15 protein-coding genes are annotated in these 18,209 nt (G+C 71.5%); 7 read left to right on the top strand and 8 right to left on the bottom strand.

Annotation, left to right across the window (positions count from 1 at the left end):
• Window positions 1-3 precede the first annotated feature (3 nt).
• Together HAV40_RS01890 and HAV40_RS01885 are read left to right on the top strand one after the other, a co-directional pair.
• Window positions 4-825: a carbohydrate ABC transporter permease gene (locus HAV40_RS01890; RefSeq protein ID WP_166378340.1), complete on the top strand. Its 822-nt coding sequence runs from the start codon at window positions 4-6 to the stop codon at window positions 823-825.
• Window positions 822-2,213 (top strand): mannitol dehydrogenase family protein, encoded by a 1,392-nt coding sequence (locus HAV40_RS01885; RefSeq protein ID WP_166378338.1) that lies wholly within the window; start codon window positions 822-824, stop codon window positions 2,211-2,213. The genes HAV40_RS01890 and HAV40_RS01885 overlap by 4 nt, the downstream gene beginning before the upstream one ends.
• A gap of 56 nt (window positions 2,214-2,269) precedes the next feature.
• Here HAV40_RS01885 and HAV40_RS01880 read toward each other — a convergent pair whose 3' ends face one another.
• The 4 genes from HAV40_RS01880 to HAV40_RS01865 all read right to left on the bottom strand — a co-directional run bounded on the left by HAV40_RS01880 (window position 2,270) and on the right by HAV40_RS01865 (window position 8,983).
• Complete coding sequence (locus HAV40_RS01880) at window positions 2,270-3,907, bottom strand: fucose isomerase (RefSeq protein ID WP_166378336.1); 1,638 nt, start codon at window positions 3,905-3,907, stop codon at window positions 2,270-2,272.
• Window positions 3,904-6,402 carry a GH116 family glycosyl-hydrolase gene (locus HAV40_RS01875; RefSeq protein ID WP_166378334.1) on the bottom strand — a complete coding sequence of 833 codons (2,499 nt, stop codon included), beginning with the start codon at window positions 6,400-6,402 and terminating at the stop codon, window positions 3,904-3,906. Before HAV40_RS01875 ends, HAV40_RS01880 begins: the two co-directional genes overlap by 4 nt.
• Before the next feature lie 41 nt (window positions 6,403-6,443).
• Window positions 6,444-7,943, bottom strand: a complete 1,500-nt coding sequence (locus HAV40_RS01870) for an FGGY-family carbohydrate kinase (protein WP_166378332.1) — start codon at window positions 7,941-7,943, stop codon at window positions 6,444-6,446.
• Between the two features lie 68 nt (window positions 7,944-8,011).
• Entirely contained in the window at window positions 8,012-8,983 is a 972-nt protein-coding gene (locus HAV40_RS01865; protein WP_166378330.1) for a LacI family DNA-binding transcriptional regulator, read from the bottom strand.
• 178 nt (window positions 8,984-9,161) lie between these two features.
• On the opposite strand from HAV40_RS01865, the gene HAV40_RS01860 reads away from it, so the two are divergent.
• The 3 genes from HAV40_RS01860 (at window position 9,162) to HAV40_RS01850 (ending at window position 12,932) form a co-directional block, all read left to right on the top strand.
• Window positions 9,162-10,274: a glycoside hydrolase family 172 protein gene (locus HAV40_RS01860; protein ID WP_203671308.1), complete on the top strand. Its 1,113-nt coding sequence runs from the start codon at window positions 9,162-9,164 to the stop codon at window positions 10,272-10,274.
• Between the two features lie 76 nt (window positions 10,275-10,350).
• The gene (locus tag HAV40_RS01855; protein WP_166378326.1) at window positions 10,351-11,913 is read left to right on the top strand and encodes a DUF4185 domain-containing protein; all 1,563 of its coding nucleotides are present in this window, start codon (window positions 10,351-10,353) and stop codon (window positions 11,911-11,913) included.
• Between the two features lie 26 nt (window positions 11,914-11,939).
• Window positions 11,940-12,932 carry an alpha/beta hydrolase gene (locus HAV40_RS01850; protein ID WP_166378324.1) on the top strand — a complete coding sequence of 331 codons (993 nt, stop codon included), beginning with the start codon at window positions 11,940-11,942 and terminating at the stop codon, window positions 12,930-12,932.
• Between the two features lie 20 nt (window positions 12,933-12,952).
• Here HAV40_RS01850 and HAV40_RS01845 read toward each other — a convergent pair whose 3' ends face one another.
• The gene (locus HAV40_RS01845; protein WP_166378322.1) at window positions 12,953-13,417 is read right to left on the bottom strand and encodes a GNAT family N-acetyltransferase; all 465 of its coding nucleotides are present in this window, start codon (window positions 13,415-13,417) and stop codon (window positions 12,953-12,955) included.
• A gap of 41 nt (window positions 13,418-13,458) precedes the next feature.
• On the opposite strand from HAV40_RS01845, the gene HAV40_RS01840 reads away from it, so the two are divergent.
• On the top strand, window positions 13,459-15,021 hold the full coding sequence (locus tag HAV40_RS01840) for a hypothetical protein (protein ID WP_166378320.1): 1,563 nt from the start codon (window positions 13,459-13,461) through the stop codon (window positions 15,019-15,021).
• A gap of 10 nt (window positions 15,022-15,031) precedes the next feature.
• Here HAV40_RS01840 and HAV40_RS01835 read toward each other — a convergent pair whose 3' ends face one another.
• Window positions 15,032-15,586 carry a mycothiol transferase gene (locus HAV40_RS01835; protein WP_166378318.1) on the bottom strand — a complete coding sequence of 185 codons (555 nt, stop codon included), beginning with the start codon at window positions 15,584-15,586 and terminating at the stop codon, window positions 15,032-15,034.
• Window positions 15,587-15,665: 79 nt separating this feature from the next.
• Here HAV40_RS01835 and HAV40_RS01830 point away from each other — a divergent pair, with 79 nt between their 5' ends.
• Window positions 15,666-16,619 (top strand): helix-turn-helix transcriptional regulator, encoded by a 954-nt coding sequence (locus tag HAV40_RS01830; RefSeq protein ID WP_166378316.1) that lies wholly within the window; start codon window positions 15,666-15,668, stop codon window positions 16,617-16,619.
• Here HAV40_RS01830 and HAV40_RS01825 read toward each other — a convergent pair.
• The gene (locus tag HAV40_RS01825) at window positions 16,616-17,536 is read right to left on the bottom strand and encodes an NAD-dependent epimerase/dehydratase family protein (RefSeq protein WP_166378314.1); all 921 of its coding nucleotides are present in this window, start codon (window positions 17,534-17,536) and stop codon (window positions 16,616-16,618) included. The two genes, HAV40_RS01830 and HAV40_RS01825, sit on opposite strands and share 4 nt — an antisense overlap.
• Before the next feature lie 43 nt (window positions 17,537-17,579).
• Window positions 17,580-18,203: a hypothetical protein gene (locus tag HAV40_RS01820; RefSeq protein ID WP_166378312.1), complete on the bottom strand. Its 624-nt coding sequence runs from the start codon at window positions 18,201-18,203 to the stop codon at window positions 17,580-17,582.
• Between the last annotated feature and the right edge of the window lie 6 nt (window positions 18,204-18,209).

Raw genomic sequence — 18,209 nt, 5'->3', positions numbered from 1 at the left:
ACCATGAAAAAGACCGTCCCCCAGCGGATCTTCTCCGCCGTGCTCATGACGCTGATCAGCGTCAGCGTGATGTTCCCCCTCGCCTGGATGGCGATCGCCGGGTTCAAGGGCAAGACCGAGGTGCTGCGCTCGCCGTTCCAGTTCTTCCCGCAGATGTGGCGCTGGGACAACTACTCCGCGATCCTGGCCGATCCGCAGTTCATGCGGGCCATGGGCGTCACCGTCGTCGGCGCGCTCATCTTCACCGCGCTGAGCCTGACCGTGAACACCCTGGCGGCGTACGCCTTCGCCCGGCTGGAGTTCACCGGCAAGCGCTTCTGGTGGGTCTACTGCCTGACCCCGATGTTCATCCCGGCGATGGCGATCCTGCTGACCTCGTTCATGGTGGTCTCCGAGCTCGGCATGCTCGACACGCTCGCCGTGCTGATCATCCCCGGTTCCGCGTCGGCCGCGCAGATGTTCTTCATCCGGCAGTTCTACCTGGGCTTCCCGATGGCGGTCGAGGAGGCGGCGCTGGTCGACGGCGCGACCCGCTGGCAGATCTTCACGCGGGTGTTCCTGCCGCAGTCGGCGGCCCCGTTCGTGGTCATGGGCATCGCCTCCTACCTGGCGTACTGGAACGCCTACGTGTGGCCGGTGCTGACGATCACCGACCCGGACCTGACCCAGATCATGCAGTTCCTGGGCAACTTCCGGTCCGACCGCGGCAACGACTGGGGCCTGCTGATGGCCGGTTCCACGCTGGCGTCGATCCCCACGATCGGGCTGCTGCTGGTCTTCCAGCGGTTCATCGTCAACGGCGTGCGCATCTCGGGCATCAAATGAGCACCGGCATCGTGCACATCGGCGTCGGCGGCTTCCACCGCGCGCACCAGGCGATGGTCCTGGACGACCTGCGGGTGCTGGGCCTGGCCGAGGACTGGGGCATCTGCGGTGTCGGCGTGCTGCCCGGCGACCGGCGCATGCGCGACGTGCTGCACGCCCAGGAGTTCGGCTACACGCTGGTGCTCAAGCACCCCGACGGGCAGCAGACCGCGCGTGGCATCGCCTCGATCGTCGACTACCTGTTCGCCCCCGACGACCCGGAAGCCGTCATCGAGAAGATGGCCGCGCCGGAGGTCCGCATCGTGTCGCTGACCATCACCGAGGGCGGCTACCACGTCGACCGGATCACCGGCGAGTTCGACGCCACCGACCCGCGCATCGCCGCCGACCTGGCACCGGACGCCGTGCCGCAGACCGCGTTCGGCCTGATCACCGAGGCGCTGCGCCGCCGCCGCTCCCGGGGCGTGGTCCCGTTCACCGTCCTGTCCTGCGACAACGTCCAGGGCAACGGCGACGTCTGCCGCCGGATGCTGACGGCCTTCGCCACCCGCAAGGACGCTGAACTCGGCGCGTGGATCGCCGCCGAGGTCGCGTTCCCGAACTGCATGGTGGACCGCATCACGCCCGCGACGACCGACGAGGACCGGGCGGCGATCACGGCCCGGTTCGGCGTCGACGACGCGTGGCCGGTGGTCGCCGAGCCGTTCTTCCAGTGGGTGATCGAGGATCACTTCCCGGCCGGGCGGCCGCCGTTCGAGGCCGCGGGCGTGCAACTCGTCGCCGACGTCGAACCGTACGAGCTGATGAAGCTGCGCCTGCTCAACGCCAGCCACCAGGGGCTGTGCTACTTCGGGCGGCTCAGCGGGTACGAACTCGTGCACGAGGCGGCGCAGGACCCGCTCATCGCGCGGCTGCTGCGCCGCTACATGGACACCGAGGCCACCCCGACCCTGCACCCCGTGCCCGGCGTCGACCTCGACCGCTACAAGGACACCCTGCTCGAACGGTTCGCCAACCCGCACGTACGCGACACCATCGCCCGGCTGTGCACCGACTCGTCGGACCGCATCCCCACCTGGCTGCTGCCCGTCGTCCGGCACCAGCTCGCCACCGGCGGCCCGGTGCGCCTGTCGGCGGCGATCGTCGCCAGCTGGGCCCGTTACGCCGAGGGCGTCGACGAGCACGGGCAGCCGATCGACGTCGTCGACCGGCAGCGGGACGGCGTGCTGGCCCATGCGGCCCGCCAGCGCACCGAGCCGCTGGCGTTCCTCCGGCAGCGTGACCTGTTCGGCGACCTGGCCGACGACCCGCGCTTCACCGCCGAGTACCGCTGGGCGCTGGACTCGCTGATCCAGCGTGGCGCGCAGGCGACCCTCGCGGACCTGTAGGACGACCACGAAGGGCCGGTGACCTGGCAGGTCACCGGCCCTTCGCGTGGAGTCCGTCAGAGCTTGACGTCACCGCACAGGTGCACGGCGAGGCCCAGCTCGGCGAACAGGGCCGCCTTGGCCAGCAGCGCCCGGTCGGCGGCGTCGGCGTCGGGGGCGTACGCCACCTGCACGTGGTTGGCCTTGTGCCGGGCCATCAGCTGGTCGCGGCTGACGCCGTCGAGCACCGCGTGCATGATCGGCCACTGCCGGGTGGTCGCGTCGAGGCGGCGCTGCGTCTCCTCGGCGGGCAGGTCGGCGACGTGACCTCGGCCGATGTCGACGTGTAGCGCCCCGTCCATGACGAACACCCGCGACCAGACGATCTCACCGGGCACCGCGACCCCGCTCAGGGTGCCGCCGCCGAGCGGGAAGTACATCGGCGGCTGCCGCATGCTGTAACTGTGCTGGTAGCCGCCGTGGTGCGACGCCGGTGCCGAGCCGGAGATCTCGAACACCCACACGAACTCGCCGCCGTACTCCCCGCCCCACCGGATGTCGTGCAGGGTCGTCGCCGGGTCGAATCCCATCGCCGTCCAGATCCGGTTGGTGACCAGCGCGTCGACCGCCACACCCCAGTCCACTTCGTTGAAGTGCGGCAGGGGCTGACCGGCGTACAGCTCGCGGGACCCGTCGCGGCTGAGCACCGGCGGGCGCTCGGCGTTGTTGAGCAGCCCTTCGGCCAGGTCGCTGGCGGGCACGGTGTCCTTGAGACCCTGCTGGTACTGGATGCCTACGGCGTCCAGGCCGAAGTCGTCGCTGATCCGCAGCGCCGCGACGTACATCTTGAGCTGGCTGTCGACCTGCGCCTCGGTCAGCTCGCTCGCCTCGTCGGTGCCGAAGTGGAAGGTGAACCCGCGCTCGTCGAGCCAGCGGCGCGCGGCGGCGGCCTCGTCGTCGCCGACCCGGGCCATCTCGGCGACCAGCGCGCTCTGCGACAGCCGCTCCTTGAAGATGCCCAGCGGGTTGAGCAGCTCGTCGTCGAAGATCGCGTTGTACATGCCCATGCAGCCCTCGTCGAACACGCCGACGACGGCCTTGTCGTCGCGCAGCTGCCGGGCCAGCGCCGTGCCGAGCTCCACTTCGGGCGCGGCCGGGTCCAGGCCGGGCAGGTCGCGCACGTGGGACTGGTCGTGGCGCAGTTCGCCGGTGTCCAGCCAGGTCCGCAGCCCGTCGCGGGCCCACGCGTCGGTGAAGTCCTCGCTCCACAGGGCGGAGTGCGCTACCCCGGCCTTGGTGAGGCTCGCGGTCAGGTTGAGCAGGCCGACCAGGCCGGGGAACTCCCCGGACCAGTTCGCCACGATCAGGATCGGCCCCCGGTGGGTACGCAGCCCGGCGAGCACGTGGTGGCTGTACTGCCACACCGCGTCCACGACGACCAGCGGCGCGTCCACCGGGATGTCCTTGAACACCTCGATGCCGTAGCGCTGGCTGTCGATGAAACCGTGGCCCTTGACCGGGTCGAACGGGTGCGCGCGTCGCGCCGCCCAGCCCAGCTCGGCCAGGGCCGCGCCGACGGCGGCCTCGAACTGCTGCTGCGCGGGCCAGCAGGTGATGTTGGCCGACGGCCGCAGGTCACCACTGGCGATCGTGTAGACGGTGCGGGGCTGCGCCGACGGGCGCCGCGTCGGGGCGGGCAGGAGGTAGCTCGTCATCGACGGTCCTTCCGGTCGTGGGGGTCAGGGACGGTGAGCGGGAGGGTGTCGCCCGCGGCGAGCCGCACCGGGCCCGCGGCCAGCGGACCGAGCACGGGATGGGCGACGGTGAGGGTGGCCAGGTCGAGGTGGCCGCCGAGCAGGCGCAGCGACGCGCCGCCGGGGGACAGGGCCAGCTCGCCCCAGCCGGTGCCGGTGGTGAAGACGGTCCGCAGCCCGTCGCCGCCCCAGCGCGGCGCGAACGACAGCGTGCGGGCGGCGGCGTCGTAGTCGGCTCCGCTGAGCGCGACGACCAGGCCCCAGCTGGCCAGGGAACGGGCGTAGTGGTTACCGCACTCGACCTCGTTCCACGGGTTGCGCCGTATGCCGTCGTGCCGGGCACGGACCGCACGGACCAGTTCGAGCCCCTGCTCGACCAGCCCTTCGAAGACCAGATGGGTGGCGACCTGGTACTCGATGCCGGTCCACACCTCGTCGCTGTAGACGAACGGGATACGCGGTCGCCCGCCGCGCGGCCACGAACACAGCAGCAGCCCGGCCTCGTCGTTGAGGGCGTACGTGCGCTGGACGCTGTGGTGGCCGCTCAGGTCGGCGCGGAAGTTGTGCCGGTGGACGGCGGCGACGGCGCTGCGCACGTGCTCGGCGGGCAGCACATGGCCGAGCCCGGCGAGATGCGCGAGCAGCTGCCCGAACACCTGGTCGGACAGGCAGCCCGTGCCGTACTGGTAGCGCCGGGCGTCGACGTCGTCGAGCTTCTGCTCGTAGTACTCCCCGTTGAACAGCAGCTCGTCCATCAGCGATGCGCCGGCCTGCGCCGCGTCGCGGTAACGGGATGCCGCCGCGCCGTCGCCCAGCCGGTCGGCGATGGCCGCGCCGGCGGTCAGCGCGGCGAAGAACATCGAGTTCGCGAGCGAGTTGGGGCCGTGGAACTCGATGTCGTACGTGTTGTGCTGCTCGCTGTCCAGCACGCCGTCGCCGTCGGCGTCCCAGGCGGTGAACGCGAACTCCAGCGCCCGTCGAGCGCCCGGCCAGCAGTCGGCCAGCAGCTCGTCGTCGCCGCTGAACCGCCACTCGCGGTACAGCCGTACGATCGCGCCGAGCTGCCCGTCGACGGCGGGATGGAAGTCCCACGGCGCGTTGCCGAACACGCTGTTGGCGCGGAAGTTCATCCGCCCGTCGGGGCGGGTCTCGTGCACGAACTCGGTGCGCCGGGCGTCGCGTTCCAGCTCCGGGAACAGGAACGCACACGTCTGCGCGTAGTTCCACACGTGGGTGCAGGTGCCCTCGCAGCTGCCGCCGTCGTCGAAGCTGCCCTCCCACGCGGCGAACCGGCCGCCCTCCAGCCGGAAGCAGGTGGTGCTGCGCAGCACGACCAGCGTCGCACTGACCGCGTCGACCACCTCGTGCGGCAGTGTGCCGCCGAACAGCGCCCCGTGGAACGCGCGCGTCTGCTGTTCGAGTGCGGGCAGTTCATCGGCCAGGTGCCGGGCGACGGCCCAGGCGTCGGCGTACGCGCTGGCGTAGTGGTTGCGCACCACCTCACCAGCGCGGGCGTTGTCCAGGTTGATGTTGCCCTGCCAGGCGCGCGGCCGGTTCGGGAAGTGCCAGGTCAGCAGGAACTCGAAGTCGCGGCTCTCGCCGGGGGCCAGCCGGTGCGCGATGGCCAGCGAGCCGACCCGCAGCCGGGTGAACCAGTCCGGGTACGGCGGCTCGTCGATGCTGAACGCGGTCTCCGGGCTCAGCCGCCCGGTGGTGCGCAGCTCGTCCCAGAACACCTGGACGCCGTCCTGCCAGAACCCCGACAGCCACTGTGGTTTCGCGGTGACCCGCGGGTCCGTGGTCGCCAGCACGGCCGTGCCGTGGCGCGGGTCGTCGTCGGGCAGGTCGCTGCCGAACCGGATGCCGCGCAGCCCGCCGTCCTCGGCCCACGCGTTGTGCGGCTGCCCGGCGTAGCGCGGGAAGTGGTGCACGTCGTAGCCCGTGACCCCGACCGGGTTGGCCAGCGACCCGGCGACGGTCACGTCGACCTCGACGTCCAGCGGGTTGGTCACCGTGTAGCGCAGCACCGCGCCGGGAATGCCCGAGGCGTCCGCGTCCAGCGGCACCAGCGGCGTGAACGCCGTCAGTGCCACGTCGACACCCAGCCCGTCATCGGCGAAATCGATCCGCAGCAGCGGATACTCCCCGCGCATCCGGCTGTCGCGCAGCCGGGGCAGCCCGGCGAGCTGGCCGGCGTAGTAGCCCTGGTCGCCCTCGTGCGGCCCGGTCAGCCGGGACTCCAGGATGCTGGTGACGGCGGTGCCGCCCACGGGCTGGGCGCGGATCGCGAAGAAGCTGAACGGCAGCCGCGCGCCCTTGGCGGGCCGGTTGGCCAGCTCCCAGTCGCGCAGTTCGCCACGCGCGCCGACCGACACGTTGCCGGTGCCGATGCCGCCGAGCGGGAAGGCCGCGGCCGTCGCTTGCGGACCGAGCCGATTTTCAGGGTGTACGGGCATGAGGGGGCACATCTCCGTCCGGGGGTCGACGGGCTGGCGGGTCAGCGGGTGGCGCGGTGCCGCTCGCGGGCGGCGAGGGCGTGCACGGTCGGCACCGTGGCCGGATACAGGTCGAGGTACAGGGCGTACAGCTCGTCATAGTCGGCGCGGACGGTGGCCCGGGGCGTCCGCGTCTCGACGATCGGATTCCACTGCTCGATGTCGGGGCCGCCGACCGCCGACGCGGCCAGGAAAGCCGCCCCGAACGAGGCCCCGATGGTCTGGGCGGGGATCGCCTGCGCCAGGCCGGTCACATCGGACACGAGCTGGGTCCACAGGCTGCCCTGCGCACCGCCGCCGACCGCGACGATCCGCTCGACGTGCCCGCCCGCCTGCTCGATCGCGGCCACGTTGTGCCGTACGCCGAACGCCGTCGCCTCCAGCGCCGCCCGGTACAGGTCGCCGCGCGTATGCGACACGGTGAGCCCGGCGAGCACGCCGCGCGCGTCGGGATCGGCGACCGGGGTCCGCTCCCCGGCGAAGTACGGCAGCATGAGCAGCCCGTGCGCGCCCGGCCCGGCCTCGTCGGCCAGCTCCAGCAGCTCCGGGAAGCCGGGGGAGCCGAACAGTTCGCGCAGCCAGCCGGTGATCGCGCCGGAGGTGGCCATGCCCCCGGCGAGGTTGCGGGTGCCGGGCAGCGCGCCGACCGTGCCCCACAGTGTGGGCGAGGTCAGCGGCCGGTCCACGGTGTTGATGAGGAACATCGTGGTGCCGTACATGAGCATCAGGTCGCCGACCCGGAACGCGCCGACGCTGATCGCCTCCGACCAGGCGTCGATCGTGCCCGCGATCACCGGCGTGCCCGCCGTGAGACCGGTTTCGGCGGCCGCCGCGGGGCTCACACCACCGATGGTGTCGCCGGGCCAGACCAGCGGCGGCAGCTGCAACCCGGCGGCGACCTCGCCGACCCACGGGCCGTACCAGCCCTGCGCGCCCGCGTCGTACATCGGGGTGCACTGGCTGGCCGAGTGGTGGTCCAGATAGTACGCGCCGGTCAGGTGCCAGCCGAGCCAGGTGCTGGGCTGGAACAGGCGCCAGTCGCCCGCGACGGCCTGCGGCTCGTGTTCGGCCAGCCAGGCCAGTTTCGGGCCGACCGCCTGGGTGCTCAGGGACGAGCCGCAGCGCTCGCGGATGACCTCGGCCCCGCCGAGCGCCCCGGTCAGCCGCTCGATCTGCGCGGTGGCCCTGGTATCGATGCCATACAGCATCGCGGGGCGGCGCGGCTCGCCCGCGAGGTCGGTGACCAGCACGCACGGGCCCATGCCGCTCACCCCGACCGCCCGGACCGGTCCGGCCTCGGGCGCGGCCAGCAGTTCGCGGATGATCCCGGCGGCCTCGTCCCACCACACGTGGGCGTCCATCTCGACGTGACCCGGCGCGGGCCGCCGCACCTCGTGCTCACGGGTGGCGGTGGCGACGATCGTGCCGTCGAGCGCGACGAGCACGCCCTTGCTGCTCGACGTTCCGATGTCGACGCCGAGGACACAGGCTTGCCTCAACATGCCCGTACCCTGTCAGAAATCGATTTCACCGTCAAGCACCGGCGGCTCCGGGACGGTGCGGCGCGGCCTCAGCCGACGGGGGTCAGCTGGTTGCGCAGCACGATGGTGCGGGCCGGCTGGTCGTCGCCGCTGATGCGCTCCAGCAGCAGTTTCGCGGCGGTGGTGCCCAGATGCCGGGCGGGCATGTGCACCACGGTGATCGGGATCGGCACCAGCGGCAGGAACGGCAGGTCGCCGAAGACGGCCACGCCGGTGGCCGGGGGCAGTTTGCCCTGCTCGGACAGCACCCGCAGGGCGCCGACGCTCATCAGGTTGTTGGCCACGAACACCGCGTCCGGCGGCTCGGGCAGGGCCAGCAGTTCACTCATCGCCGTCGCTCCGCCGTCCACGCGGAAGTCGGCGAAGCGCAGGTAGCGGTCGTCGGTCGTCCCGTTGCCCGTGACGGCGTCGCGCCAGCCGTCGGCGCGCTGGGTGGCGGTCTCGACGTCGCTCGGGCCGGTGATGCAGGCGATGCGCTGGAAACCCTGCTCCACCAGGGCCTGGGTGGCCGCGCGGCCACCCGCCCGGTTGTCGACGATGACCGCGTCGACGTCCACGCCGTGCGGGCTGCGGTCGACCGCGACGACCGGGCACTTGCGGGCGATCAGGCCGCTCAGGTCGCTGTTGCCGCCCGCCGCCGCGATGATCACGCCGGCCATGGTGGCGCTCAGCGCGATGTCGAGGTAGCGCAGCTCCTTCTCGTGGTCCTCGTCGGTGTTGCACAGCACCACCGAGTATCCGGCGGCCCGCGCCACGTCCTCGACGCCGCGCGCCAGCGCGGTGAAGAACGGGTTCTCGATGTCCGGGATGACCAGGGCGATCACCTCGGAGCTCTGCAGCCGCAGGGTGCGCGCGGTGCGGCTCGGGGTGAACGACATCTCCTTGGCCGCCCTGCGCACCGCCTCGGCCTTCTCGGGGGACACGTTGGCGCCGTTGAACACGCGCGAGACGGTGGCGGGGGAGACCCCGGCCGCGGCGGCGACCTCGTAGATCGTTGGCATCGCGCTTCCTCATCGATCGGCCGGCTGCCCGCCGGTGGAGCTGGGGTCCGGGCTCGGGGCGTCGGCGACCCGTTGACACGGCAGCCCCATCACCCTACCTTAATGAAATCGATTGCACGCGGTGCCCTCTGCCCGCCGTCGAGCCTGCCCCGATTCTTCGAGGAAAGTGTTGGTCACCGTGGACCTCAGTACGATCGCACGGCTGCGGGCCGTGCAGACCCGCTCGATCAGTCCGGAGAACTTCGACGGATCGGCAGGCGGCGGCGGCCGGGCGACCGAGGGCACCGGTGCGGCATGCGCCCGCGATCTCGGGCCGGGGTGGAAGATCTCGCCCAGCGTCGACATCGCCGCCGGACAGACCTTCGACCTCGCGAACATCGCCGGACCCGGCAGGATCACCCACATCTGGATCACCACGCACAAGGACAACTGGCGCACCCTGCTGCTGCGGGCGTACTGGGACGGCAGCGACGAACCCGCGATCGAGGTGCCCTACGGCGACTTCTTCTGCAGCGGCTGGGGCGAGTTCGCCCAGGTCGACTCGCAGGTCATCGCCGCCAACCCGCACGGCGGCTTCAACTCCTACTGGCCGATGCCCTTCGCCGACGGCGCGCGCCTGACCGTGGAGAACCTGTCCACGGTCAGTGTCCGCGTCTACTACCAGATCACCTACGAGATCGGCGGCGACTACTCCGGCCAGGGCTACCTGCACGCCCAGTGGCGGCGCAGCAACCCGCTGGAGTATCTGAAGACCCACGTGCTCGTCGACGGCGTCGAGGGCAGCGGCCACTACGTCGGCACCTACCTGGCCTGGGGCGTCAACAGCAACGGCTGGTGGGGCGAAGGCGAGATCAAGTTCTACCTCGACGGCGACGAGGACTACCCGACGATCTGCGGCACCGGCACCGAGGACTACTTCGGCGGCGCGTGGAACTTCGACGTGCCCGGCAAGGGCTACACCGCCTACTCCACGCCGTACCTCGGCATGCCGCAGGTGATCCGCCCCGACGGGCTCTACGTCAGCCAGCAGCGCTTCGGCATGTACCGCTGGCACCTGCCCGACCCGATCCACTTCGCGCAGCGGCTGCGCGTCGACATCCAGGCCCTGGGCTGGCGCTCCGGCTGGCGCTACCTGCCGCTGCGCGACGACATCGCCTCGACCGCGCTGTTCTACCTCGACCGGCCCACCGCGCGTCGGCCGCGTACGCCCAGCGCCGACGACCTGGAGATCCACCTAGGGTCGGCCCCCGTGCCCGACCTCGGCGCCCAGCCGCCGCGCCTGCCGGACTGACCGGCCCACGTTTCACCGGGACGGCGGGCCGCACCCCGGCGGCCCGCCCTGCCCGCGACAGGGAGGAGCACCGCACATGCACAGGCACCACGGGCTCAGATCCATCCCGCGTTTCCTCGCCGGCGTCGCGCTGACGCTCGGCACCGTCGCCGCCACCGGCCTCGTCCTCGCGACACCGGCCGCGGCCAGCCCCGCGCACACCCCGGCCAGCCTGGTCCAGAAACTCACCGGCCCGAACTCGCCGAACAACACCTACGGCCGCTGGAACCTCAAGGCGACCGACCTCGGCATCCTCTGGGACAACAACGCCGGGCAGACGATGGCGCTGTTCGGCGACACGTTCGGCGACGCCTGGATCGGCCCCGGCGGCGGCGCGTTCGGCGCGGGCGACCTGAACTGGCGCAGCAACGTGCTGCTGCGCTCCACCGACTCCAACCTCGCCGACGGCATGTCGTTCGCCAGCGCCGTCACCGCCGCCAACGGCCGCGCCCGCGAGATCCTGCCCGGCCTGCACCAGCCCGACAACACCGGCGAGGTCACCAAGATCCCGACGGCGGGCATCGCCGTCGGCAACCGGCAGTACGTGTCGTTCATGTCGGTGCGCCACTGGGGCGTGCCCGGCCAGTGGACCACCAACTACGCCAAGCTCGCCTACTCCGACGACAACGGCACCACCTGGTCCACCACGAACACCCCGACCTGGAACAACCCGGCGTTCAACGAGCAGTTCCAGATGCACGCCTTCGAGCGCCGCGACGGCTACCTCTACGTCTTCGGCACCCCCAGCGGCCGCGGCGGCAGCATCCGGCTCGCCCGCGTCCCCGAGGCGCAGATCCTGACCCAGAGCGCCTACCAGTACTGGAACGGCAGCACCTGGGTGACGAACAACCTCGCCGCCGCCACCCCGATCGTCGGCGCGCCCGCCGCCGAGCTGTCCGTGCGCTACGACGCCTACAGCGGCCGCTGGCTCATGATGTACCTGTCCGGCGAGGACATCATCCTGCGCACCGCGACCAGCCCCACCGGCCCGTGGAGCGGCGCGCAGGTCGCCGTCAGCTCCGCCGACTACCCCGGCCTGTACGGCGGCTACATCCACCCGTGGAGTTCCGGCGGCAACATCTACTTCGCGATGTCGCAGTGGGACCCGTACAACGTCTACCTGATGAAGATCCGGATCAACACGGCCGGGCAGATCGTCGACCCGAACCTGATGGGCGACCCCAGCTTCGAGCGCGGCGCGCTCAACGGCACCGGGACCGGCGGCTTCTGGGCCTGCAAGGGCAACTGCGGCCTCGACGCGGGCTACTGGGGCTACACCGGGGTCCGCAACGGGTTCGCCCGCTACAACAGCGGCTGGCACGACCTGCACCAGACGGTCGCCGTCACCGCGAACACCAACTACCAGCTCAGCGGATACCTGCGCACCTCACCCAACAGCGACAACGGCTTCTTCGGCGTACGCGGCACCAACGACGTGGTCATCGCCGAAGCCAACTTCCGGGCCGTCGGCGCCTGGACGCGCTTCACGGTGAACTTCAACAGCGGCTCGCGTACCGCCGTCACGGTCTTCGGCGGCGTCTGGACCGACCACGGCGACATCTGGATCCAGCTCGACGACTTCTCCCTCACCCGCGCCTGAACCCCGGCCGACCCTCCGGAGGAAACATGGACCAGCACATCCCGCCCCGCCCCGTCAGCCGTCGGCGGCTGCTCACCGGCGTCGCGGCCGCAGGCGTCACCGGCGCGGCCGCCGGCCTGCTCGGCGCAACCCCCGCGCACGCTGCGGGCGACGGCTTCGGCCTGCGCATCGTCGGCCGCAACGAGAACGGGGGGCGGCTGCAGTACTACCGCTTCGCCACCGACGCGATCGAGTGGGACCCCGCGGTCAACATCCTGCTCCCCGACGGTTACCACACCAGCGGCCGGCGCTACCCGGTGCTGTACCTGCTGCACGGGGGCGGGGGAGCGGACTTTCGTACCTTCCACCTGCAGGACAACATCATCAACCTCACCGCGGGCCGCGAACTGATCATCGTCATGCCTGACGCGTCCACCGGCTGGTACAGCAACCCGGTCAACTCCCTGGCCGGGCCGCGCAATTGGGAGACCTTCCACATCGGCCAGCTGCTGCCCTGGGTGGAGGCCAACTTCCGCACCTTCGCCGAGTACAACGGCCGGGCCGTGGCCGGTTTCTCGATGGGCGGCTTCGGCGCCCTGAAGTACGCCGCCAAGTACTACGGCCACTTCTGCTCCGTCAGCGCCCACTCCGGCCCGGCCAGCCTGCGCCGCGACTTCGGCCTGGTCGTGCACTGGGCCAACGCCACCTCCGCCGCGCTCGACCTCGGCGGCGGCACCGTGTACGGCGCGCCGTTCTGGAACGAGGCCCGGGTCAGCGCCGACAACCCGATGCAGCGCATTCCCAGCTACCACAACAAGCGGATCTTCCTGGTGGCCGGGACCTCACCGGACCCGGTCAACTGGTTCGACACCGCCAACGAAACCCAGGTCCTGGCCGGGCAGCGGGAGTTCCGCGCCGCGCTCGGCCAGGCCGGGATCCCGCACGAGTGGCACGAACGACCCGGCGGGCACGTCTTCCGCCACGACATGTTCGTACGCGACCTCGACGGCATGCTCGCCCGCCTGCGCCGCGCAGGCTGACCTCGCGGAACCTCAGCCTGTCAGCCGGTGGCCTCGGAGCCGCCGGCTGACAGGCACGCAGGGGAGATCTCCGTGAACACCACGTGACGGACGAGCAGGCCGGTGCCGTCGTCGACGTAGGGCTCGCCCGCGACGCGCGCACCACAAGCCAGGTAGAAGGCGACGGCGGATTCGCGCGCGTCCGCCCACATCACCTGCTCATCACGGGCCCGAGCCCGGTCCGCGACCGCGGCGAGCAGCCGCCGCCCGAGCCCGCGTCGCTGGTACGCGGTGTCGACCGCCATCGCCCAGAAGTAGCGCGCAGGGATGCCCGGTTCATCAGGGCACGGCCAGCTCATGTGCGAGACGGCTGCCACAACGGCTTCACCGTCGGTCAGCGCCGAGTGTTCTGCTTCTGCGTCGATCCGAATCGCCGGAGACGCCCAACCCAGTACCTCCGACCGCAGCCGGTAAGTCCGTGGCACGGCGACGCTCGTCAGTTCCACACGGCCACTGTAGCCGCAGGTGCCAGGAGTAGCCTCCGTCCGTGGTTAACTCCGAGGAGACCGGCAGGAGTGGGCCGACACCTCCGCGAGTCCTCGCAGTCGACCTTGCGACGGCGCTGAGCGAACTCTGTGACACGGACCCGGATCGGGCCGGCGCGGCCTATTCCTCGTTGTGGCCGAGCGTGTTCGCCAATGGGCGGCTCACCCCGCACACGGCCTGGGCTGTCGGCGAACTCGTGGCGGTGCTCGGTGATCCCGCGCTCGGCGCCGGTGACGCCACCATCCGCAACGGTGTCCTGTTCCTGTTGCGCGAGATCGCGCGAGTGACGGCGGACGTCGATGCCGTACGGGTGTCGAAGGGCGGACCGCTGGCCGACTGCTTCGCTCTGCTGCCGGAGGTGTTCGCGTCGGTGTGGCCGATTCCTCCAGGCTGGCCGTCATGGACCCGGACGATGGCGGCCAGCACAGCGGCGATGCTGGTCAGACATCCCCGATTGGTTACCCGTCGGGCTGACGTGATCGCGTACCACCAGGAGACGGCCCTGGCGACCGCCGACCGCCGTGAGTGCGCCAGTCTGGTCTTCGGGCTCGGAGAGCTGGGCGTCGCGCCACGCAATTGGCTGGACGATCCGAGGCTCGCCGTGCGGACCTGTGCGGCCCTCGCCCCGGCCCTCTCCGACGACCCGGACGCGACCGAGGTGCTGGCGCGGGCGGCTGAACGCCCACGCGCATTCGACCACTCGTTCACCGAGCCGTTCGTGCCTGCGGCCCATCGCATGATGTACCTTCCGCAGCTGCGCGAGCCACCGCACAGAGCGCTCATCCGAACTGTTTGCGAACGAACCGGAGACTTCGGCCGGCTCGTGCATGGCGCATTGTCGGCCGTCGGCCTGCGTGGCGCTGTGAGGCCGGTGGCCGAGTTCGGGCCGTACCTGCGCCACGCTTTTCCTGCCGGGCTGCCGGTCGGTGACGTGGTCTCGACCGAGCAAGAGAGGTTCGCCCGCGCTCTCACCGACCGTGACGAACTCTGGGATGGGACCTGCGCCGGCGTCGGTGAGATGTTCGCGGCGGCGGGTCTGCCGCACGACCGCGAACAATGGTGCGAAGTACGCGTTCCTGTGGCGCTCGATGGAGCAGGGCGCCCCACCTACGACGGCGTCAGAATCTTTCTGACACTGCCGACATGGTCGGTCAGAGCCAGCCCTCAGCTGTTCCTCAGCGCCGACCGGACTGATCCCGACCTGCTGCGCAAACTGTTGGACGTCGTGTCGGCAGGGGAGGTCGCAGTGGAGTTCGAAGGGCCGTTGCAGTTCTCCGCCGCCGCGACGGGCGTCGAGGCCGGGCAGCTCGACGTCGGCGAACTCGTCGCCCGCGGGCCGTACAACTGCCAACCGCACTACGGGGTGGGTGTCGCTGCGGCGCTCAGCCTGTGGGTGAGCGCGTACCAGTGGCGTGACGGAATCGCGTACCGGCAGCAGTTCGTGGACGGCGTGCCCGCGGGGCCGGTGGAGACGCTCGGCCCCGCGGATCGCGCCGACGGCTACCGGTTCGTCTTCGAACTCGACCCCGAGTGGGTGCCGCCGGGCATCCGGTTGCCTGGCTGAGTACCCGTCGTCACTGCGGCGGATCCTCACCGGTGAGGCCGTCGACGGCCTCGCGCAGCAGGTCGGCGTGGCCGACGTGCCGGGCGTATTCGTCGTGCAGGTCCACCACGATGCGCCGCAGGTTGGGCGGCGTGCCGTCCCCGTCGGTCGTGTACTTCGCGGGCTGGTCGAGCCCGCCGTCGGCGAGTGACTTCGCCATCGCGGTCCGCGAGCGCTCGACCGCGCCCTGCCACAGCCCGTACAGCTCGGCAGGGGAGTCGTCGGCCGCGCTGCGCCAGACCCAGGCCGGATCGGCGGCCTCGGGGGAGTCCAGCGGCGCTCCAGGGGCCTCGCCCGTGAAGTCGATGGTGTACCGCTCCTCGACCGCAGCCATGTGCTTGAGCAGGCCGCCGAGGGTCAGCGTCGACGGCGGCTGCCTCCGGTTCAGTCCGGCCGCGTCCAGCCCGCCGCACTTCCAGGCGAACGTGGCGCGGGAGCGGTCAAGGGCGAACATCAGCATCTCGACCTCGCCGGCCGTCATCGACGGTTCGTGGCTCGTGGTGCTCAGGAGGATGTCGTCGGTCATGGGAGCAGGCTAGGTTCGGTTCCGGACGTTCCACTTCCGGAACTCGCGCGATTTCGTGAACCGCAGGAAGGACACCCGAGTGACAGCCGACGTGAGCCCGACCGCGCGGGCGCTGATGGCGCTGGAGCTGCTGCAGGCCAACCCTGGGATCACCGCCGAGCGGATCGCCGACAAGCTGGGCGTGTCCGAGCGGGCGGCCCGCCGCTACGTCGGCATCCTGCGCGAGGCGGGCATCCCGGTCGAGTCGATGCGCGGCCCGTACGGCGGCTACCGGGTGGGCCGGGGGCTGCGGCTGCCGCCGCTGGTGTTCAGCGCGACGGAGGCACTGGGCCTGGTCATGGCCGTCCTCGACGGCCACCACGACGCGGGCGACCCGACCAGCCCCGTCGGCAGCGCCCTGGGCAAGATCGTACGGGCGCTCCCGGAGCAGGTCGCCGCCCAGGCCGAGGCCGTACGCCAGGCCACCGCTCCGGCACCCGACCGTGGAGCCGCCCGGCCCGACCCGCAGACGACCACCGAACTCGTGCGCGCCGGTGCCGAGCGGCGGCAGGTGCGGCTGCGCTACCGCTCCGAGGCCGGTGTGGAGCGGGACCTGGACGTGGACCCGTGGGCGGTCGTGGTGCGGCACAGCCGCTGGTATCTGCTGTGCTGGTCGCACACGTCGGACGGGCGGCGGGCATACCGGATCGACCGGGTCCGCGCCGTCGACATCCTCGACGACGGGTTCGTGCCCCCGGCCGACCTCGACCCGGTCGCCACGCTGGAGGAACACCTCGCGGTCGGCTGGGAGTACACCGTGGAGGTGATCATCGAGGCGCCCGCCGCCGACGCGGCGCGGCACGTGCCGCCGAACCTGGGACGAGTCGAACCCGTCGACGACGGCACCTGCCGCCTGCTCGGCACGACCAGCAATCCCTGGTGGTACGCCCAGCAGCTCACGGCGGTTCCGGTGGCGTTCCGGATCGTCGGCGGACCCGAGATCCGCCACACCGCCCAGGTGCTCGGCCAGCGCCTGCTCGCGGCCTCCGGCTAACCGGCCGACCTGTCCTCGAACGTCTCCCGCAACGCCGCGTCCAGCGGGCGGCCCGACGGCGGCTCGACGAATAACCTCGCGAGCATCAGCCCCGCGAAGTGAGCCGGGTTGATGCCCGATTCCTTGCGCCCGAGGTACTGCAGCACACCACCGGAGCGGACGGCGGCCCGGACGATCCCGGCGGGCAGGTGACGGACCCGGCGCTTGCGGCCGACCGCGGCGGCGATACGCCCGATCAGGTCGTGCCAGGTCAGGTTCTCGTCGGCGACGGGGATGTCCGCGCCGTCGGCCCGCTCCAGCGCGTCGACCGCGACCTCGGCCACGTTGCGGGCGGTCGTGGCCGCCGTCCCGCCGACGGGCGCGGCCAGCGGTGCGCGGGACCTGGCCCAGCCGTCCAGCGGACCGGCCCAGTTCGGCAGGCGGTCACCGGCCCGGCCGAAGACGAACGGCAGTTCCAGCACCGCGATCGGCAGCTCCGGTCCAGCCGCCGCGCGGGCTTCGGCCGCCTGCTCGACCCGGCACCGGATGTAGACGTGGCGCTGCGGCAGACGCCATTCGGGGTGCAGCCGGTCGAAGTAGGTGTAGTACGAGCCCATGATGACGCCGCGGGTCAGGCCCTCGGCGCGGGCTGCGGTGAACAGGCGCACCACCGGGTCGACCATGTCCCGGCGGAACGCCGGGTGGATCGGCTTGGGCAGCGGCCGCTGCTCGTCCGAGCGGGCGGCGTACACCACCCCGTCGTGGCCCGCCAGCAGCGACCGCAGCTCGTCGACGGACGCCGCGCCGAGGTCGAGCACGTGGTCGACGCCCGGACCGGCGGACCGTGCCATCGTGGTCGCGGCATGACCGCGTTCACCCAGCACGTCCACGACGTGCGCGCCGATCAGGCCCGTTCCGCCCACCACCAGAATTCTCACGGTCGCATCGTCCACTCCGGACCGGTGGGGCCGTCACGCGGGGTCACATCACCTCACCCGTGCGCGCGGCGGCGGCGGCATAGTCCCGCAGCTCCCGCGGTGCGCCACGGTTGCGGGCCAGCCACCGGTCCACGATCGTCCGTGCCGCCCGGGGTGCCTTCCCGTGTGCGTGGCCCAGGCCGTGCAGGGCCGCCCGCTGGCACGCGACCGACGGCAGGCCCGCGATGTCCTCCAGCACGTCGAGCACGGTGTCGTCGCCCAGGTCGAGGGCCGCGATGTCGAAGAACATGAAGCACACGTCCTGCAGCTTCGGGGTGTTCCGCTGCGTTTCGACCTCGATCCGTGCCGCGAAGACCTCGGCGTACAGCGTGCCGATCGACCGGATGGCGGTGGTACGCAGCACCACCGGGACCTGCCGGGAGCTGAGCACGCCAATGGTCCCGGCATCGGTGATGTCGCGCACGCCCCGGGCGACCTGGTCGTCGGAGTGGTGCCGCAGCAGGGCGCCCGCGTTGCCGAACAGCTCCCGGATCCGTTGCGCCGTCGCCGCGGGCGTGTCCCGGCGGGCGTACCGGTCGAACCACTCGTGGGGCCGGTCGTCCCACGAGCCGTCGTCGTCGGCGGGCCGGTCGAACAGGTATGCCAGCCATGCTTCGAAGCCGTCCACGACCCG

Origin of the sequence: Catellatospora methionotrophica (genome assembly GCF_011297335.1) — a bacterium.
Taxonomy (GTDB): domain Bacteria; phylum Actinomycetota; class Actinomycetes; order Mycobacteriales; family Micromonosporaceae; genus Catellatospora; species Catellatospora methionotrophica.
The sequence above is the reverse complement of the archived record's forward strand: the minus strand, read 5'-3'. Positions and strand labels throughout refer to the sequence as shown.

Excerpts from the sequence above, each read along its gene's own strand:
- HAV40_RS01890 (WP_166378340.1), top strand. The coding sequence starts at position 4 with ATGAAAAAGACCGTCCCCCAGCGGATCTTCTCCGCCGTGCTCATGACG.
- HAV40_RS01885 (WP_166378338.1), top strand. The coding sequence starts at position 822 with ATGAGCACCGGCATCGTGCACATCGGCGTCGGCGGCTTCCACCGCGCG.
- HAV40_RS01880 (WP_166378336.1), bottom strand. The coding sequence starts at position 3,907 with ATGACGAGCTACCTCCTGCCCGCCCCGACGCGGCGCCCGTCGGCGCAG.
- HAV40_RS01875 (WP_166378334.1), bottom strand. The coding sequence starts at position 6,402 with ATGCCCGTACACCCTGAAAATCGGCTCGGTCCGCAAGCGACGGCCGCG.
- HAV40_RS01870 (WP_166378332.1), bottom strand. The coding sequence starts at position 7,943 with ATGTTGAGGCAAGCCTGTGTCCTCGGCGTCGACATCGGAACGTCGAGC.
- HAV40_RS01865 (WP_166378330.1), bottom strand. The coding sequence starts at position 8,983 with ATGCCAACGATCTACGAGGTCGCCGCCGCGGCCGGGGTCTCCCCCGCC.
- HAV40_RS01855 (WP_166378326.1), top strand. The coding sequence starts at position 10,351 with ATGCACAGGCACCACGGGCTCAGATCCATCCCGCGTTTCCTCGCCGGC.
- HAV40_RS01850 (WP_166378324.1), top strand. The coding sequence starts at position 11,940 with ATGGACCAGCACATCCCGCCCCGCCCCGTCAGCCGTCGGCGGCTGCTC.
- HAV40_RS01835 (WP_166378318.1), bottom strand. The coding sequence starts at position 15,586 with ATGACCGACGACATCCTCCTGAGCACCACGAGCCACGAACCGTCGATG.